This is a genomic window from Vagococcus lutrae (assembly GCF_023299185.1).
Lineage (GTDB): Bacteria > Bacillota > Bacilli > Lactobacillales > Vagococcaceae > Vagococcus_A > Vagococcus_A lutrae.
In genome coordinates, this window is sequence record NZ_CP097017.1 from 1,419,740 (window position 1) to 1,437,763 (window position 18,024).

Genomic DNA, 18,024 nt, shown 5'->3' on the forward strand with positions numbered 1-18,024 from the left:
ATAAGAGGTGACAATTGTGATTTCAAAACCAGATAAAAACAAAGTACGTCAAAAGAGACATGGTCGCGTACGTAAAAATATCTCTGGTACTGCTGAGTGCCCACGCTTAAACGTGTTTCGTTCTAATAAAAACATCTACGCTCAATTAATTGATGACGTAGCGGGTGTGACGCTAGCAAGTGCCTCTACCTTAGATAAAGAAATTTCAGGTGGAAATAAAACTGAGCAAGCATCAGCTGTAGGTGCGCTAGTCGCAAAACGTGCAGTCGATAAAGGTGTTAAAGAAGTCGTGTTTGACCGCGGTGGTTACTTATACCATGGTCGCGTTGCTGCTTTAGCAGAAGCTGCTCGTGAAAACGGACTAGAATTTTAGGAGAAGGAGGAACACCATTCATGGTTTATATTGATCCAAAAGGGTTAGAATTAGAAGACCGTGTCGTATCGATCAACCGCGTTACGAAAGTAGTTAAAGGTGGACGTCGTTTACGTTTCGCTGCTTTAGTTGTTGTGGGTGATAGAAATGGTCACGTAGGATTTGGTACAGGTAAAGCACAAGAAGTACCTGAAGCAATCCGTAAAGCAATCGAAGACGCTAAGAAAAACTTAATTGAAGTCCCAATGGTTGGTTCTACAATCCCTCACGAAGTTATTGGCGTATACAGTGGTGGACGTACATTAATGAAACCTGCTGTTGCCGGTTCTGGTGTCGCTGCTGGTGGACCAGTTCGTGCGATTTTAGAGTTAGCTGGTGTTGCGGATGTTACAAGTAAATCACTTGGTAGCAACACACCAATTAACGTGATTCGTGCAACATTAGAAGGACTATCTCGTCTAAAACGTGCTGAAGAAGTAGCAGAACTTCGCGGAAAATCCGTAGAAGAGATTATTGGATAAGGAGGACAATGTCATGGCAGAATTAAAAATTACATTAAAACGTAGTGTAATCGGACGTCCTCAAAACCAAAAAGATACTGTGAAAGCTCTTGGTTTAAAGAAAATTAACAGTGTGGTTGTAAGACCAGCTAATGATGCTGTTAAAGGCATGATTAATACTGTTTCACATTTAGTGGACGTTGAAGAAGTTTAAACAAATCATTTTAAATCAATAAAGAGGGGGTGCCTAGAAACATGAAACTTCACGAATTAAAACCTTCTGAAGGATCTAGACATGTACGTAATCGTGTAGGTCGAGGAACTTCATCTGGTAATGGTAAAACGGCTGGACGCGGTCAAAAAGGACAAAAAGCACGTTCAGGTGGTGGCGTACGCTTAGGCTTTGAGGGTGGACAAACACCTTTATTCCAACGCTTACCAAAACGTGGTTTTACAAACATTAACCGTAAAGAATACGCTGTTATCAATTTAGATGTATTAAACAAATTTGAAGACGGCGCAGAAGTAACACCTGCATTACTAGTAGAAGCTGGAATCATCAAAGATGAAAAATCTGGCGTTAAAGTACTAGCTAATGGTGAATTGACGAAAAAATTAACAGTGAAAGCTGCTAAATTTTCAAAAACTGCTCAAGAAGCAATTGAAGCTGCTGGCGGTTCAATCGAGGTGATTTAATGTTTAAATTATTGAAAGATGGCATGAAGGTTAAAGACATTCGTCATCGCATTTTCTTTACATTATTCATCTTGTTTGCATTTCGTTTTGGTGCTCATATCACAGTACCAGGCGTTGACATCAAAGCACTTGCTAACTTAAGTGATAATCCGTTATTTAACATGATTAACACAGTTAGCGGGAGCGCGATGGAGAACTTTTCACTATTTGCTTTAGGTGTATCACCGTACATTACGTCTTCTATCATTATCCAATTGTTACAAATGGATATTGTACCGAAGTTTGTAGAGTGGTCAAAGCAAGGTGAAGTAGGCCGTCGTAAATTAAACCAAGCAACACGTTATTTGACACTTGTTATGGCGTTTTTACAATCAATTATGATTACAGCCGGATTTAATCAATTCGCTGGAGTTGGGTTCGTTAAGACACCCGATGCCAAAACGTACATGATGGTGGGAATTATTTTAACAGCTGGAACGATGTTAGTTACATGGATGGGAGAACAAATCACTGATAAAGGCATTGGAAACGGTGTTTCAATGATTATCTTTGCCGGTATTATTTCAAGAATACCGAAGGGGATCGTTTCTCTTATTGAAGATCGCTTAATTAATATCAAACCGGAAGACCGGATGATGAATATTTTATTCTTAGTCCTTCTTGTGGTGGCAATATTAGCAATCGTAACGTTTGTAACGTACTTCAACCAAGCTGAAAGAAAGATTCCAATTCAATATACAAAACGTGTAGCTGGCGCACCTCAAAGCAGCTATTTACCTTTAAAAGTGAATGCCGCAGGGGTTATACCAGTTATTTTTGCGAGTTCCTTGTTAGCAACACCTAATGCGATTATGCAACTATTTAGCGCAACTAAAGGAAGTGCAACATGGTTTAAAGTAGTTCAACACATGTTTGACTATTCAACACTTGGTGGGGGTATTTTCTATACATTGCTTATCGTAGGTTTTACTTTCTTCTATGCCTTTGTACAGGTGAATCCGGAGAAAGTAGCAGAGAACTTACAAAAGCAAGGAAGTTACATCCCAAGTGTACGACCAGGAGCATCAACTGAAAATTATATTTCATCTTTATTAATGCGACTAAGTGCAGTAGGATCTCTATTCCTAGCTGCCGTAGCTATCTTACCTGTTATTGCACAAAAGCTTTGGGACTTACCGACAGCCATTGGCTTAGGCGGAACAAGTCTTTTGATTGCTGTAGGGGTAGCATTAGAAACAGCTAAACAATTGGAAGGTTTGATGATGAAACGTCAATATACTGGTTTCATTGTGGAATAGTCATTGATGCATAATCATTCAAATCCTTTACAGGAGGAAACCGATATGAATCTGATTATTATGGGATTACCTGGTGCAGGTAAAGGAACACAAGCCGAACGAATTGTAGATACTTACAATATCCCACATATTTCAACTGGAGATATGTTTCGTGAAGCGATGGCTAACGGTACAGAATTAGGAAAACAAGCGAAAGCTTATATGGACGAAGGTTCATTAGTTCCAGACGAAGTAACCAATGGCATTGTTAAAGAACGCTTAGCTCAAGCTGATACAGAAAAAGGCTTCTTGTTGGATGGTTTCCCAAGAACCATTGAGCAAGCTTATGCACTTGAAGAAATTTTAAACGACTTAGGCAAACAACTTGATACTGTCATCAATATACATGTTGAAGAAGATGTTTTAGTGGACCGCTTAGCCGGTCGTTTTATGTGTAAAGATTGTGGGGCAACTTATCACAAAGTGAACCATCCACCAAAAGTGGAAGGAACATGTGATCGTTGTGGCGGCCATAATTTTTATCAACGTGAAGACGATAAACCTGAAACAGTCAAAAATCGCTTGAAAGTAAACGTTGCCGGTAGTGCACCGATACTTGAGTTTTATAACGAAAAGGATCTTCTTCAAACATTAGACGGAAATCGTGAAATCGAAGACGTTTTTGTAGATGTGAAAAAGATTATTGACAATCTGTAGATAACAGAATCTATCAGGAAAGAATGGTTCAAGTTGCTTCATAATGTTGCTGTATCATGGTATAATAGACAGGTTGAAGATTTGGCATTTGAGTACGAAAAATTGTCATCGTTTAAGACTAACCGTATAAGGAGGTACTCGTAGTGGCAAAAGAAGAAGTGATTGAAATTGAAGGAACAGTTGTTGACACTTTGCCGAATGCAATGTTTAAAGTTGAATTAGAAAATGGCCATGAGATTCTTGCTCATGTTTCTGGTAAAATCCGTATGCATTATATCCGCATTTTACCGGGAGATAAAGTGACAGTTGAATTATCACCATATGATTTAACTCGTGGTCGCATTACCTATCGATTTAAATAATTGCACTCCGTAAAATCAAGGAGGTAAAATCATGAAAGTAAGACCATCAGTAAAACCAATTTGCGAAAAATGCAAAGTAATTCGCCGTAAAGGTCGAGTTATGGTTATTTGTGAAAATCCAAAACATAAACAACGTCAAGGTTAATAGGAGGTGTAGCGTATAATGGCTCGTATAGCAGGAGTAGATATTCCTCGTGATAAACGTATTGTTATTTCATTAACATACATTTATGGGATCGGAAAAACAACGGCTCAAAAAGTCTTAGCAGACGCAAACGTATCAGAAGATATTCGCGTACGTGAGTTAACAAACGATCAATTAGATAAGATTCGTGCAGAAGTCGACAAATTAAAAGTCGAAGGAGATTTACGTCGTGAACGTAACTTAGACATCAAACGTCTAATGGAAATCGGTTCATACCGTGGTATTCGTCATCGTCGTGGTTTACCAGTTCGTGGTCAAAACACGAAAAACAATGCCCGTACTCGTAAAGGTCCAGCTCGTTCAATCGCAGGTAAGAAAAAATAATTTAAAGTGAAGGAGGTTAGAACTTCATGGTAGCAAAAGCAAAAAAAGTAAGCAGAAAACGCCGTGTGAAAAAGAATATTGAATCAGGTATTGCACATATCCATTCAACATTTAATAACACAATTGTGATGATTACAGATACGCATGGTAATGCTATTTCTTGGTCATCAGCAGGTGCTTTAGGATTTAAAGGTAGTAAGAAAGCAACACCTTTCGCAGCGCAAATGGCAGCTGAAGCAGCAGCTAAAACTGCAATGGAGCATGGTTTAAGAACTGTTGATGTAACAGTTAAAGGCCCAGGTTCTGGACGTGAAGCAGCAATTCGTTCACTACAAGCAACAGGATTAGAAGTGACTGCAATTCGTGACGTCACACCAGTTCCTCATAATGGATGCCGCCCTCCAAAACGCCGTCGTGTTTAATGAGCGTCTTTCATTTGAGTATGAACTTTAAAAACGTCATTGAGCAACGCACTTTTCGTTTTGAAAGGGGTATAGATTAAAATGATTGAATTTGAAAAACCACGGATCACTAAAATTGATGAAGACCGAGATTATGGTAAGTTTGTTATCGAACCATTAGAACGCGGTTATGGAACAACTTTAGGAAACTCTCTTCGTCGTATTTTATTGTCTTCTTTACCAGGAGCGGCTATCACTAGCCTTCAAATCGATGGCGTGTTGCACGAATTCTCAACCGTTAAAGGTGTGCAAGAAGACGTGACACAAATCATTTTGAATATTAAAGGATTAGCTTTAAAACTCTATACTGAAGAAGAAAAATCCCTTGAAATTGATGTTACTGGTCCCGCTACTGTAACTGCAGGAGATATTATTACGGACAGTGATGTTGAAATTTTAAACAAAGATTTATATTTATGTACTGTCGCTGAAGGTGCTACATTCCACGCACGTTTGAAAGTTCAACCAGGCCGTGGATACGTACAAGCAGAAGACAACAAACAAGAAGATATGCCTATTGGCGTCTTACCTGTTGACTCTATCTACACACCTGTTCGTCGTGTTAACTACCAAGTAGAAAATACGCGTGTAGGTCGTCGTGATGATTTTGATAAATTAACACTAGAAGTCTGGACAGATGGATCCATTATGCCTCAAGAATCTATTAGCTTAGCAGCGAAGATTTTAACTGAACATTTAGATATTTTTGTTAACTTAACTGATGAAGCCAAAAATGCTGAAATCATGGTTGAGAAGGAAGAAACACAAAAAGAAAAAATGTTAGAAATGACAATTGAAGAGTTAGATTTATCAGTTCGTTCATACAACTGCTTAAAACGTGCAGGCATTAATACTGTACAAGAACTAACAAACAAGTCAGAGGCTGAAATGATTAAAGTCCGTAATTTAGGTCGTAAATCTTTAGACGAAGTGAAAAACAAACTAAGTGAATTAGACTTAGACCTACGTCAAGACGACTAAGACTTTCTCATAAGGAGGGAAACTAACGTGAGCTATCGTAAATTAGGCCGTACTAGCAGTCAGCGTAAAGCAATGTTACGTGATTTAACAACTGATTTATTAATCAACGAACGTATCGTAACAACTGAAGCGCGTGCTAAGGAAATCCGTTCAACTACTGAAAAAATGATTACTTTAGGAAAACGTGGCGATCTTCATGCTCGTCGTCAAGCAGCAGCTTTCGTACGTAACGAAATCGCTGATGTACGCGAAGAAAATGACGAAATCGTTGTTGAAACAGCATTACAAAAACTGTTTAACGACATCGCACCACGTTACGCTGATCGTAATGGTGGTTATACTAGAATTCTTAAAACAGAACCACGCCGCGGTGACGCAGCTAAAATGGTTGTTATTGAATTAGTATAAGTCATACAAATATATGAATGAGAGTGTTATGATGTTGGATGTTATGCATCCGAGTCTAGCTCGTTGCAACTCTCCGGTTTTACCGGAGAGCTTGCGCTCATTATAAAATGGAGAGGGTCCTGTAAAGGGCTTTTTTTATTAGTAGAAAAGGAGACACCTTTGTTTTTTGTAAACAAAGGTGTCTCCTTTTGTGCTTAATGACCAAAAGTTAAGTCTGTGTTTATCACCCTTAACTAGTGTATTCGATTTAGAAAAGGCTTACAATTTATTTATAAAGCATGTCAACTCGTATAGGAGGGAAAAAAGTGTTCAATGAAAAAGAAGTGCAACAATATGTAGAATGGCTATCAGGCATTGGAGCGGATCCAACAGGTGGCACCACAAGGTTGTTATATGACGAGCATTGGGTAAAAGCTCAAAATGAGTTGAAAACATTATTTGAAAAACACGATTTTAAAACACAATATGACGCAGTAGGAAATCTATTTGCACGTATTGAAGGTAGTGAATTTCCAGAAGAAACTATTATGTCTGGTTCACATGTGGATACAGTAGTAAATGGCGGCGCATTGGATGGTCAATTTGGTATTTTATCTGCTTTTCTAGCAATGAAATATCTCTATGAAACACATGGCCAACCAAAACGTTCAATGGAAATAGTTTCTATGGCGGAAGAAGAAGGAAGTCGTTTTCCATACGCTTTTTGGGGAAGTAAGAATATCTTTGGCTTAGCCGATAAAGAAGATGTTATCGACGCAGCAGATGCCACAGGTGTTAAATTTGTTGATGCTATGAAACAAGCTGGATTTGATTTCCGTGACGAAAATGAAAAGACTCGGGAAGATATCAAAGCGTTTGTAGAACTACATATTGAACAAGGGAATGTTTTAGAAACGTTGAAAAAACCCGTGGGGATTGTCACGAGTATCGTCGGACAGAAACGTTATACGATTCGTCTAAAAGGACAAGCAAACCATGCTGGGACGACACCGATGAGTTATCGTCATGATACCGTATACGCCATGAGTCGTATGATTAGTCAAAGTATCGAAAAAGCAAATAAGATAGGCGATCCGCTTGTGTTAACATTTGGCCACGTAGAAGTCGTGCCAAACACAGTGAATGTAGTACCAGGAGAAACGGTGTTTTCAATGGATTGCCGTCATACAGATAATACGGTGCTAGAAAACTTCGTTCAAGAAATAGAAAAAGACATGCAAACGATTGCTCAAGAAATGGGTATTGAAATTGAAATGGAACGTTGGATGGATGAAATGCCGACACCAATGTCTGAAGATATTGTCAATCATATTATCGCAGCATGTGATAAAGAGGAATTGAATTATCATGTGATGCACAGTGGTGCGGGACATGATTCTCAGATTTTTGCACCACATGTTCCGACAGCGATGATTTTTGTCCCAAGTATTAAAGGAATTAGTCATAATCCAGCGGAAGCAACGCATGTGAGTGACTTAGTCGAAGGCGTTCGTGCTTTAACTGCAACGCTTTATCAATTAGCATATGAAAAATAAATAAAAAAGTGAAAGAGGTCGAGTTGGATGGGTTACAGAACAAATGAAATGGGTTATCCTTCAAGTATTTTGGAGTCACGTTCAAGAATAGAAAGAGGAAATTTTGCGGTGATTCCACCAGAAGGGATGGTCATGAATCAACTTCCAGGATTTGAGCAATGTGAAATGACTATTTTAGCAACACCTAAACTAGGTGCTAGTTTTGTGGATTACTTATGTCGTGTTTTACCAGGTGGAGGTAAACGTGATGGGTTTGGAGGTAATGGAATTCAAACCTTTATTTATGTGATGGAAGGGAGCTTGACGGTTTCTATTGAAGACGAAACATTTGAGCTAACACAAGGGGGATATGTTTACTGTCCGCCAACGAAACAAATGACATTTGAAAATAATAGCGATGAGCCTGCTGAAACATTTCTTTATAAAAAACGTTATCAAGAGGCAAAAGGCTATGAGCCTTATGTCGTATCAGGTAACTCTAATGATATTGCAGGAGAAGATTATGAAGGCATGTCCGATGTTAACTTTAAAAACTTATTGCCGACAGATTTGAATTTCGATATGAACTTCCATATCTTATCGTTTGAAACAGGGGGTTCTCATGGTTATATTGAAACACATTATCAAGAGCACGGCGCCATTCTTTTAAGTGGAGAAGGTATGTATAACTTAGATAATAATTGGATGCCAGTTAAAAAAGGAGATTACATCTTTATGGGAGCATATAACTTACAGGCGTGCTATTCAGTTGGACGCAAAGCACCGTTAAGTTATCTTTACTCGAAAGATTGTAATCGTGATGTCGAATTATAAGAGATAGGGTGAAAAAATTGGAAGAATTAGTTTATGTATCACCAGATGAGCTTCATTCGTTAATTCAAAACAAGTTGCAATCAGCTGGGTTAAAAACAGATCATGCAGAAGAAGTCGCAAAACACTTAGTCTATGCGGATGCTCATGGTATTCATTCCCATGGTGCCGTACGTGTCGATTACTACGCTGAGCGGATTGCAAAGGGTGGTCTGAACTTATCCCCCCATTTTCACTTTGAAAAAACGGGACCAAGTACAGGGATTTATCATGGAGAAAATGGTTCTGGACACGTTGCAGCATTGGAAGCTTTAAAATGTGGTATCGAGTTAGCTGAGGAAACGGGCGTGGGAATCGTAGGTGTTAGTCGGATAGGACATAGTGGCATGCTATCCTATTTTGCTGATTATGCAGCACAACGCGATTTAATCTGTCTAACAGTCTGTCAATCAGATCCGATGGCTGTTCCATTTGGTGGAACAGAGCCGTTTTTCGGTACCAATCCGATTGCTTTTAGCGCGCCAACAGCGAATGATCGTCCGATTATTTTTGATATGGCAACGACTGTACAAGCCTGGGGGAAAATATTAGACGCACGTAGTAAAAATAAAGATATTCCTGAAGGCTGGGCTGTAAATAGCCAAGGAGAAACGACAACGAATCCTCATGAAGTTCAAGGATTATTGCCGATTGCCGGGCCAAAAGGATATGGGTTAATGATGATGGTGGATATTTTATCAGGTTCATTACTAGGACTTCCTTTTGGAAAACATGTTAGTTCTATGTATGCTGACTTATCAAGTGGTCGTAATTTAGGACATTTACATATTTTAATTAACCCGTCTTATTTTACAGAGTTATCATCATTTAAAAACAACTTAAGTCGCATGATTGAAGATATTCATGCTAACCCACCAGCGACCGGCTTCGATCGTGTTTTATATCCAGGTGAGTTGGCAGAAGTAACCTTTGCGAAATATCAAGAAACGGGTATTCCAGTAGCGAAGGATATTCATGAGTATTTGATAAGTGATGTTATTCATCATAATAGCTATGACCATGGATCTGCCTTTGCAGAAAAAAACGAAGAGGGTGAAGAATAGATGTTACAAACGATTATTAAACAAAATAGTTATCAAGATTCTGTTGTCTTGATGTTATTAACAAGTAAATTAAATCAATTACCATTTGTTGAACGTGTATCCATTATGATGGGAACACCTGCTAATAAAGATATCTTTATTGCGAGTGGTTTTGATACACCAGAATTAGCAGACGCTACCGCCAATGATATGGTAATCATGCTAGAAGTAAACGATGAAAGCAAAACAGATGATGTGTTAACGATGATTGATGAAGAGTTAAATAAAGACGCTGATAATGGCGGCGAAGTGAATGAGAATATTAATTCTTGGGAAAAAGCCTTGAAAAAAATGCCAGATGCGAATGTTGCATTGCTTTCTATACCGGGAACATATGCGGCACTAGAAGCTGAAAAAGCGTTAGATAATGGCTTACATGCGTTTATCTTTAGTGACAATATGTCGTTAGAAGATGAAACACGCTTAAAACAAAAAGCCCATGAAAAAGGCTTGCTAGTAATGGGACCAGACTGCGGAACAGGTATTTTACATCGTTTGCCACTTGCTTTTACGAATAATACACGTCCAGGAGGCATCGGTGTGGTCGGCGCTTCTGGAACAGGTATTCAAGAAGTGACAACATTAGTACATCGTTATGGTGCGGGGATTACGAATGCTATAGGAACAGGTGGACGCGATCTATCTTCTGAAGTAGGCGCAACGACAATGATGGATGGTATTTTAGCATTAAATCATGACGATAATACAGAAGTCATTGTAATTATTTCCAAACCACCTGCACAAGAAATCAAAGAAAAAGTGTTAGCTCGCTTGCATGCTGTTGAGAAACCTGTAGTTGCTTTATTCTTAGGGGACAAACCGACAGAACATGAAGAAAATCTATATCATGCTTATACGTTAGAAGAAGCAGCACAGTTATCTGTTAAATTATTAAACAAAGAAGAGGTTCTATATGTACCGTCTCAAGCAAAAGCAGTAGACGTTAAATTAGCTCCAAGTCAAACGGGTATTAAAGGTTATTATGCCGGTGGAACATTGGCTTATGAAGCTAGCGTTTTAATCGAAGAAGCACTTGAGTTAGAACATCATCAATCTCCAGAAGGCTACACATTGAAACATGATAGTCACGAAGTCATTGACTTAGGGGATGATATGTATACTAGCGGTAAACCACATCCGATGATTGATCCTGAAAACCGTATTAATAAGATAAAAGATGTCATCAATCAAGAAGAAACAGCGGTTGTTTTATTCGATGTAGTACTAGGATATGGTGCTCATATGGATATGGCTAGTGAACTGGTTAAACCGATTACGGAAGTTCAAACAGCCTTAAAAGAGACAGATCGTGAAGTCGCTTTTGTGGCAGTGATTGTAGGAACAGATTTGGATCCTCAAGGGTATGACGCACAACGTCAGATTTTAGAAGAGGCAGGAGTCGTAGTTTGCGAAAATAACGTAGAAGCAATTCAAACGGCATTGTCTGTTATCGACCGTGGATTAACATTTGCAGAAAAAGCAGTGAAACCAGTAGAAAAATCAAATGAGACATTACCAGATGCATCTGACGCTATCCAACGTTTAATGAATGAAAAACCAAAAGTGATTAATATTGGTCTTAAGAGCTTTACTGATTCTATTTTAGATAATCATGGCGAAGTCGTTCATTTTGAATGGAAGCCAGCTGCTGGTGGCGATGTTCACTTACAAAAAGTATTGTATTTCTTAGATCACTATGAATTTGATAAGGAGGCTCACTAAGATGACATTTAAAACGATTGATGAAGCGAATCAAGCCGTTATTGATAAAATAACTGAAGCATCACCATTTTTACTCGACGTGGTGCGTGCGAAAGAAGTAATTCCAGCCTTAAACAAGAGAATGTTACTGCATGCTGGCCCTCCAATGACGTGGGATGATATGACGGATCCTATGCAAGGATCTTGTGTAGGTGCTGTTTTATTTGAAGAATGGGCAGAAACAGAAGAAGAAGCACGCGAATTACTTTCTTCTGGAGCGATTGGCTTTGAACCTTGTCATCATCATCAAGCGGTAGGACCGATGGGGGGGATCACCTCAGCGAATATGCCAGTTTTAGTCGTACAAAATAAAACAGATGGTAATTATGCTTATTGTACAATGAACGAAGGAATCGGTGCAGTGTTACGTTTCGGAGCGTATTCAGAAGAAGTTATCACACGTTTACGTTGGATGAGAGATACATTGGGACCAGTTCTGAGTAAAGCATTAAAAACCTTAGAGGAAGGTCTAAATGTCAACGTGTTGGTTGCGAAAGCCATCGCTATGGGAGATGAATTCCATCAACGTAATATCGCTGCTTCTCTTGCGTTTTATAAAGAAATGGGACCGATTATTGTGTCATTAGATATCCCAGAGAATGAAAAACAAGAAGTATCGCAATTTTTAGCAGATACCGACCAATTCTTCTTAAATATTATGATGGCAGCAGCTAAAGCTGTCATGGATGGAGCGCGTACGATAGAAGCAGGAACGATTGTAACAGCTATGTGTCGTAATGGGAAAGATTTCGGTATTCGTATTGCAGGAATGGGTGATGAGTGGTTTACTGGACCTGTAAACACGCCTCAAGGTTTATACTTTGCTGGCTATTCAAGCGAGGACGGTAACACAGACATTGGAGACAGTGCGATTACAGAAACCTTTGGTGTTGGGGGTATGGCAATGATTGCTGCACCAGCCGTAACACGTTTTGTTGGTTCAGGTGGATTCTATGATGCATTAAATACAAGTAATGAGATGGCGGAAATTTGTAAGGCGCATAATAATAATTTCCCAGTACCAACATGGGACTTTAAAGGGATTTGTTTAGGAATTGATGCTCGCTTAGTGGTAGAAAAAGGCATTACTCCTGTTATTAATACAGGTATTGCACATAAAAAAGCAGGTGTTGGACAAATTGGGGCAGGAACAGTACGTCCGCCAATGTCATGCTTTGAAAAAGCTATTGCAGCCTATGCTGAAAAACTAGGCATGGAAAAATAAAATATCAATTAAATAGAAAAGACAAACTGTCTTTTCTATTTTTCTTAAAAAGGAGGGCAAAAGATGGAAATAACAGGTGTTTATGCAGGAAAACTCGTTAAAGAGTGGCAGAATAAAACAGGGAGTGTGTCACTCCATAGTATGTTCAAACATAGTTTTAATCTAACAGATGGGCACTCTTTATTACATGTCGGTATGTTGGAAAATAATATCGTCCCGTTTGGCTTGCATGTCTCCCAGTGTCATTTTCATCTTTTGCAACACGCTATAAAAAAAGATCAAGTCAAGATGAAGGTAAGCCATGGTAAGTTAACCATTGGCTCGATGGTTATTTCTTTGGAACAGGTTAAATACTATGACCCTTTGAAAATAGAGTGGCAACCATTTTGTTCTTCGGCGGATACCCGTTTTGTTTGTCACTTAGCGAGTACATTTAATGGGAAAACAGGATTAGATTTTACCAAAGAATTAGCTGGAAATGCGCCATATTTTGACTATTGTTGTTCGGATAAAAAGGAAGAAGTTACCCGATATTTTATCCACTATATCGGACGTGGATTAGGATTGACCCCATCAGGTGATGATTTTACAGTCGGATTACTAGCTGTTCATCATGTGTCTCCTTTTTTATCCACAGTATTTTTAAAAGGATTAGCAGATTACTTGAAAGAAGATGTGACAACAGATGTTTCAAAAGCATATATTAACGCCGCATTATCTGGATATTTTAGTTTACAAGTGAATCAAGTTATGACGGCGTTTGCTTATGAAGAACCTGAGCGATTACATCAAGCAGTCAGACAGCTAGGAGAAATGGGTCATACATCTGGTTATGATACATTGATGGGGATAGTTTTAGGCTTACAGCAAATCGTACGTCAAAATGTTATTGAAGGAGTGTAGGATAAAGAATGAAAAAACGAGTCGTTCTTGCACTGGGTGGTAATGCTATATTACAGCCTGGTCAAGTAGGAGAATTTAAAGTACAGCAAGAAAATGTTGAGAAAAGTAGCGAAAGCATTTCACGTCTTATTAAAGACGGTCATGAAGTCGTGATTGTTCATGGAAATGGACCACAAGTAGGACAAATTTTACGTCAAAATGAAATGGCACAAGCCGAAGTACCTGTTCAACCACTCGACGCGTGTAGCGCAGAATCTCAAGGATACATTGGGTATATGTTACAACAAGCATTAAAAAATAAATTGCCAATGTCAGATATTGTGACCATTTTGACGATGACAGAAGTAGACCCTCAGGATAAGGCGTTTGAGAATCCTACTAAACCTATCGGCTCTTTCTATACAAGTGAAGAAGCGGAAAAGATGAGTGCGGAACATGGTTGGGTGATGGGAGAAGATGCGGGACGCGGTTATCGCCGTTTAGTACCCTCTCCACAGCCACAAAAAATCGTAGAAGTAGATGCTATTAAAAAGTTATTAGCGCAAGATGTTGTAGTAATTTCTACCGGTGGTGGCGGTATTCCAGTTGTTAAAAATGAACAAAGTGAATGGGAAGGCATTGCGGCCGTGATTGATAAAGACTCTTCTGCCTATCAATTGGCAATTGATGTGGAAGCAGATGTTCTCATGATTTTAACAGATGTTCCCAACGTGTATTTAAATTACGGGACACCAGAGCAAACGAAATTAGAAGAAGTGCCAGTCGCACAAGCGCGTGAGTACGATGCCCAAGGACATTTTTCGGATGGTAGTATGGGACCTAAGATGAAAGCATGTATCGAGTTTGCCGCATTAGGGAAAACAGCGATCATATGCTCATTAGAACAAGCTCCAGCTGCCTTACGAGGCGAAGCAGGAACACGTATTGTTGGATAAAAAAAGTGATGCCGAGGCATCACTTTTTTTAGTTGGTTAGATAACGGTTTTTATCTGAGGAGAGTAAGAGCGCTAAACGAAGTTGTAAACTGATTAAAGGCTCTTCAATACTCTGACCAAATAAGGTATCACATTTATTAATACGATATTTTACTGTATTGCGATGAATAAATAATTCATCAGCAGTCTCAGTAATACGACACTGGTTGTCTAAGTAGACTTTTAATGTTTGGCGTAACTCTCGGTTACTTTCAGAAGTTGGATAAGCGAGTGGCCCTAACGTCGTAGTGCAGAAGTAATGAATATCATCCTCTGACACTTCACTAATTAAGCTCGATATCCCTCTATTTTGATAATAATAAATAAAATCTGTTTGTTGTGGGTCGTATTCTTCTAGTGCTTTTTTCGCTGCATTGAGAGAAAAACGTGCTAAAGAAAGTTCTTTGATAGTCGTTCCGACACCAAACGTCACCGTCACATTCAGATTTTCTAGAAGCTCATTGTGTAGCGCTTCTAGTTGTTCCGTTATTTGCGTCGTTTTATGCTGTAGTAAAATCACTAATTGTGTTTGATCACCATTTGGAATAAAAATAGCGTTATTAAAATAATCTTCAATTTTACTATCAAACCACTCATGTGTGAGTTGCATAATTTCTTTTTCGTGATAGTCTAAAGTATCGGGAATTGAAACGCGTCCGATAATGACTTGGTAAATAGGACTTTGAATGATACCAAACGGTTTTCCATAATCAATCCAATGCGTGACATTATGGTCGACCTCGCTATCATGTCCGATGAGTTTATTAAAAAAATCCTTTTTAGCATTGCGTTTATCTTGTTTAATCATGTTATCTTTATATGTTGTAAAAGATAACACACTAAGCGCCTGTTCAATCGCTAACTGTGAAAAAGGATAAGGCAGCTGGTCAGATTGAAAAATGACTAAAACATACGCATGACAGTGGCTATTTCCTACTGGATAAAACGTGGCGACAAGTGGTTCGTTATGTCGATCAATCGTCGTATAAGATAGTAACTGTGTCGGATTGATTTGATACGTGTGTACATCTTTTACGACCTGATTCAGTGTCTCTTGCGTGATAATATCTTCAGGTTTGATTCGTCGACTAATAGTATCAATATCACCAAAAGGGTTAATTAGAAGCATGGGTTGCTTGATAAGGGAACTCAGGTGGTTGACAAGGGCGTCAGTCGATGCGCCTTTCATCATCATGGAAGAAAAATTACGTTGAACGTCCAAAGCAAAATGCATGGATTCATTGTGATTATCCCAAAGATAAGATAGTAATTGATGCGATACCTCACCTAGTGTTTTAGTTGGAGGTATCTGAATAATTGGAAAATTTAATTTGTCGGCAAACGCAATCACTTCAGGGTCTAGCTCCGAGATGAAACGTCCTAATTTAATGGCTAAACCAGCTGAAGGTAGAGCATTTAATGAATGAATTAACTCGCATAGTTCTTTGGGATTGTCTTTGAAAGCCATACCTGTAGTCAGTAGAAGTGAATGTTTGGGTAAGTAACCAGAAACGTCAGGGGTTTCAGATATTTCAATAGTATCGACGGTTCTTTCAAGGTTTGCATGCTTATTTAATAACGTCATGTCAAAAAAGCGTGGCACAGCTAAAATATCATTTAATGTTGCCATATGATTTATCACATCCTCTTTCTCTGTAGCTTCATTCTACTATGTAATGACATAAAACAAAAGTCAGAGAGATGTCTAATACCTGATTTAAAATAACGTTTTCTTAAACTTCGTTCAATTTGCACAAATCAAAAAATAATTTGAGCATTTCTGATAATGAAAACGCTTAACTGTGTGTATACAATATAAGTATCAGCTGATGTACAGGACAAACAAGAGGATATATGAGGAGGATAAGAGAATGGAGATATCAAATGCCACTGAAAACAACGGGTTAGATATTGCAGTGACAGAAGCAGAAGTTGCCATTCTTCGTGAACGAGGATATAACGATGATGTATTACCGAAGACTGCAGAAAAACGTAATATGGATACAAAAAACTACTTTACGCTTTGGATGGGGTCGGTACATAACATCCCAAACTATACAGCCGTAGGAGGGTTTCTGTTCTTAGGCCTTTCGCCAATCAACGTGATGTTGGCTATTGTACTAAGTGCCTTAGCAGTAGCAGCTTTTATGGTGTATAACGGAAAAGCAGGTTCAAAATATGGTATTCCATTTGCCATGCACTTACGTTCGACCTATGGAGATGTAGGGGCAAAACTGCCAGGAACATTACGAGGCGTGGTAGCCGCCATTGCTTGGTTTGGGTTACAAAACTATACGGGATCATTAGCATTATTAATTTTAATCGGAAAAATTTGGCCAAGCTTTTTAACAATTGGTGGAAACTTCTCATTCTTTGGGATTAGCTTACCAGGACTTATCGCATTTACAATCTTTTGGTTGATTAATATGGCGATAGGATTTGGTGGAGGTGGGGCATTAAATAAATTTACAGCGATTTTAAACCCACTTATCTATGTCGTATTTGGAGGGATGTCCATTTGGGCGGTGAAAGTCGCAGGAGGAATTGGAAATATCTTATCCTTTACTCCAACTAACACACCGACACAAAGTTACACGCCAATATTGGTATACTTAATGATTATTAACTCAGTATTAGCAGTATGGGCAGGTCCAGGTGCAAGTGCTTCTGACTTTACGCAAAATGCAAAATCAACACGTGCACAAGCGATTGGACAAACAGCGAGTTTATTAGTAGCCTATGTTATTTTTGCATTTTCAAGTGTGGCGATTTTAATTGGTGGTTCTATTCACTACGGTGTACAAGAGTGGAACGTGTTAAATATTGTGGATCGTTGGGATAGCATGCCAGCTATTATCTTAGCTATGGTGGTCCTATTAATGACAACGATTTCAACTAATGCGACTGGAAATATCATACCAGCAGCGTATCAACTATCAGCTCTATTCCCTAAAAAAGTCAACTACAAAAAAGGGGTTATTATTGCCGGAGTGATTAGTTATTTAATCATGCCTTGGAAATTGATGGAAAATTCTGACAGTATCTTTGCTTTCTTAAATATGATTGGAGCTGTTTTAGGACCAGTTGGTGGGGTCATGATTGCCCAATACTTCTTTGTTCTAAAAGAAAAGCTTAACTTAGATGAGCTTTACATGGATCCAGAAGCAGATAATACAGACAATCAATATAAAGGCGTCAATAAAGAAGCCTATATTGCAACCATCGTTGCGTTAGTTATTTCATTGTTAGGCCAATTCATTCCATCACTTCAAATTATTTCAAGTCTGTCATGGTTAATTGGTGCAGGTTTATCATTCTTAATTTATTTGGGATTAAAAAAATTTAAATAATTAAAACACAATTAGGAGGA

The 18,024-nt window shown here is 38.7% G+C and carries 21 protein-coding genes; 20 read left to right on the forward strand and 1 reads right to left on the reverse strand.

What is annotated here, in order from left to right:
• Positions 1–16 precede the first annotated feature (16 nt).
• The 19 genes from rplR (at position 17) to arcC (ending at position 14,615) form a co-directional block, all read left to right on the forward strand.
• Positions 17–373: a 50S ribosomal protein L18 gene (rplR, locus tag M2919_RS06815; RefSeq protein ID WP_023606975.1), complete on the forward strand. Its 357-nt coding sequence runs from the start codon at positions 17–19 to the stop codon at positions 371–373.
• Between the two features lie 20 nt (positions 374–393).
• Positions 394–894, forward strand: coding sequence for a 30S ribosomal protein S5 (rpsE, locus tag M2919_RS06820; RefSeq protein WP_023606976.1), 501 nt, complete (start codon positions 394–396; stop codon positions 892–894).
• 13 nt (positions 895–907) lie between these two features.
• Entirely contained in the window at positions 908–1,087 is a 180-nt protein-coding gene (gene rpmD, locus M2919_RS06825; RefSeq protein ID WP_023606977.1) for a 50S ribosomal protein L30, read from the forward strand.
• A gap of 41 nt (positions 1,088–1,128) precedes the next feature.
• Positions 1,129–1,569: a 50S ribosomal protein L15 gene (rplO, locus tag M2919_RS06830; protein ID WP_023606978.1), complete on the forward strand. Its 441-nt coding sequence runs from the start codon at positions 1,129–1,131 to the stop codon at positions 1,567–1,569.
• Positions 1,569–2,867 carry a preprotein translocase subunit SecY gene (secY, locus tag M2919_RS06835; RefSeq protein ID WP_023606979.1) on the forward strand — a complete coding sequence of 433 codons (1,299 nt, stop codon included), beginning with the start codon at positions 1,569–1,571 and terminating at the stop codon, positions 2,865–2,867. The genes rplO and secY overlap by 1 nt, the downstream gene beginning before the upstream one ends.
• Positions 2,868–2,912: 45 nt before the next feature.
• The gene (locus tag M2919_RS06840) at positions 2,913–3,563 is read left to right on the forward strand and encodes an adenylate kinase (RefSeq protein ID WP_126762125.1); all 651 of its coding nucleotides are present in this window, start codon (positions 2,913–2,915) and stop codon (positions 3,561–3,563) included.
• Positions 3,564–3,706: 143 nt separating this feature from the next.
• Positions 3,707–3,925, forward strand: coding sequence for a translation initiation factor IF-1 (gene infA / locus M2919_RS06845; protein ID WP_023606981.1), 219 nt, complete (start codon positions 3,707–3,709; stop codon positions 3,923–3,925).
• Between the two features lie 31 nt (positions 3,926–3,956).
• Positions 3,957–4,070 carry a 50S ribosomal protein L36 gene (gene rpmJ / locus M2919_RS06850; RefSeq protein ID WP_009488082.1) on the forward strand — a complete coding sequence of 38 codons (114 nt, stop codon included), beginning with the start codon at positions 3,957–3,959 and terminating at the stop codon, positions 4,068–4,070.
• A gap of 18 nt (positions 4,071–4,088) precedes the next feature.
• Positions 4,089–4,454: a 30S ribosomal protein S13 gene (rpsM, locus tag M2919_RS06855; RefSeq protein WP_023606982.1), complete on the forward strand. Its 366-nt coding sequence runs from the start codon at positions 4,089–4,091 to the stop codon at positions 4,452–4,454.
• 26 nt (positions 4,455–4,480) lie between these two features.
• Entirely contained in the window at positions 4,481–4,876 is a 396-nt protein-coding gene (gene rpsK / locus M2919_RS06860; protein ID WP_023606983.1) for a 30S ribosomal protein S11, read from the forward strand.
• A gap of 81 nt (positions 4,877–4,957) precedes the next feature.
• The gene (locus M2919_RS06865) at positions 4,958–5,896 is read left to right on the forward strand and encodes a DNA-directed RNA polymerase subunit alpha (protein ID WP_023606984.1); all 939 of its coding nucleotides are present in this window, start codon (positions 4,958–4,960) and stop codon (positions 5,894–5,896) included.
• A gap of 27 nt (positions 5,897–5,923) precedes the next feature.
• Positions 5,924–6,304, forward strand: coding sequence for a 50S ribosomal protein L17 (gene rplQ, locus M2919_RS06870; RefSeq protein WP_023606985.1), 381 nt, complete (start codon positions 5,924–5,926; stop codon positions 6,302–6,304).
• A 305-nt stretch (positions 6,305–6,609) separates the two neighbouring features.
• Positions 6,610–7,839: an allantoate deiminase gene (gene allC, locus M2919_RS06875; protein WP_248848458.1), complete on the forward strand. Its 1,230-nt coding sequence runs from the start codon at positions 6,610–6,612 to the stop codon at positions 7,837–7,839.
• A gap of 27 nt (positions 7,840–7,866) precedes the next feature.
• A complete protein-coding gene (gene allE, locus M2919_RS06880; RefSeq protein ID WP_248848459.1) occupies positions 7,867–8,652 on the forward strand; it encodes a (S)-ureidoglycine aminohydrolase in 786 nt (261 codons plus the stop codon).
• A 17-nt stretch (positions 8,653–8,669) separates the two neighbouring features.
• Complete coding sequence (gene allD / locus M2919_RS06885; protein ID WP_126762119.1) at positions 8,670–9,752, forward strand: ureidoglycolate dehydrogenase; 1,083 nt, start codon at positions 8,670–8,672, stop codon at positions 9,750–9,752.
• Entirely contained in the window at positions 9,753–11,513 is a 1,761-nt protein-coding gene (gene fdrA / locus M2919_RS06890; RefSeq protein ID WP_248848460.1) for an acyl-CoA synthetase FdrA, read from the forward strand. It abuts the gene before it with no gap.
• Position 11,514: 1 nt separating this feature from the next.
• Positions 11,515–12,777, forward strand: coding sequence for a YlbE family protein (locus M2919_RS06895; RefSeq protein WP_248848461.1), 1,263 nt, complete (start codon positions 11,515–11,517; stop codon positions 12,775–12,777).
• Positions 12,778–12,840: 63 nt separating this feature from the next.
• Entirely contained in the window at positions 12,841–13,680 is an 840-nt protein-coding gene (locus M2919_RS06900) for an oxamate carbamoyltransferase subunit AllH family protein (protein ID WP_248848462.1), read from the forward strand.
• 8 nt (positions 13,681–13,688) lie between these two features.
• Positions 13,689–14,615, forward strand: coding sequence for a carbamate kinase (gene arcC / locus M2919_RS06905; RefSeq protein ID WP_248848463.1), 927 nt, complete (start codon positions 13,689–13,691; stop codon positions 14,613–14,615).
• 28 nt (positions 14,616–14,643) lie between these two features.
• Here the strand turns inward: arcC and M2919_RS06910 are convergent, their stop codons facing one another.
• Positions 14,644–16,284, reverse strand: coding sequence for a PucR family transcriptional regulator (locus tag M2919_RS06910; protein ID WP_248848464.1), 1,641 nt, complete (start codon positions 16,282–16,284; stop codon positions 14,644–14,646).
• A gap of 241 nt (positions 16,285–16,525) precedes the next feature.
• Between M2919_RS06910 and allW the strand changes: the two genes are divergently transcribed.
• Positions 16,526–18,004 (forward strand): allantoin permease, encoded by a 1,479-nt coding sequence (gene allW, locus M2919_RS06915; protein WP_248848465.1) that lies wholly within the window; start codon positions 16,526–16,528, stop codon positions 18,002–18,004.
• Positions 18,005–18,024: the final 20 nt, after the last annotated feature.

Coding starts and splice junctions, on each gene's coding strand:
- rpmD (WP_023606977.1), top strand. CDS start 908: ATGGCAGAATTAAAAATTACATTAAAACGTAGTGTAATCGGACGTCCT.
- fdrA (WP_248848460.1), top strand. CDS start 9,753: ATGTTACAAACGATTATTAAACAAAATAGTTATCAAGATTCTGTTGTC.
- rplO (WP_023606978.1), top strand. CDS start 1,129: ATGAAACTTCACGAATTAAAACCTTCTGAAGGATCTAGACATGTACGT.
- M2919_RS06840 (WP_126762125.1), top strand. CDS start 2,913: ATGAATCTGATTATTATGGGATTACCTGGTGCAGGTAAAGGAACACAA.
- arcC (WP_248848463.1), top strand. CDS start 13,689: ATGAAAAAACGAGTCGTTCTTGCACTGGGTGGTAATGCTATATTACAG.
- M2919_RS06900 (WP_248848462.1), top strand. CDS start 12,841: ATGGAAATAACAGGTGTTTATGCAGGAAAACTCGTTAAAGAGTGGCAG.
- secY (WP_023606979.1), top strand. CDS start 1,569: ATGTTTAAATTATTGAAAGATGGCATGAAGGTTAAAGACATTCGTCAT.
- M2919_RS06865 (WP_023606984.1), top strand. CDS start 4,958: ATGATTGAATTTGAAAAACCACGGATCACTAAAATTGATGAAGACCGA.
- M2919_RS06895 (WP_248848461.1), top strand. CDS start 11,515: ATGACATTTAAAACGATTGATGAAGCGAATCAAGCCGTTATTGATAAA.
- rpsK (WP_023606983.1), top strand. CDS start 4,481: ATGGTAGCAAAAGCAAAAAAAGTAAGCAGAAAACGCCGTGTGAAAAAG.
- allE (WP_248848459.1), top strand. CDS start 7,867: ATGGGTTACAGAACAAATGAAATGGGTTATCCTTCAAGTATTTTGGAG.
- allW (WP_248848465.1), top strand. CDS start 16,526: ATGGAGATATCAAATGCCACTGAAAACAACGGGTTAGATATTGCAGTG.
- rpmJ (WP_009488082.1), top strand. CDS start 3,957: ATGAAAGTAAGACCATCAGTAAAACCAATTTGCGAAAAATGCAAAGTA.
- rpsM (WP_023606982.1), top strand. CDS start 4,089: ATGGCTCGTATAGCAGGAGTAGATATTCCTCGTGATAAACGTATTGTT.
- M2919_RS06910 (WP_248848464.1), bottom strand. CDS start 16,284: ATGGCAACATTAAATGATATTTTAGCTGTGCCACGCTTTTTTGACATG.
- rpsE (WP_023606976.1), top strand. CDS start 394: ATGGTTTATATTGATCCAAAAGGGTTAGAATTAGAAGACCGTGTCGTA.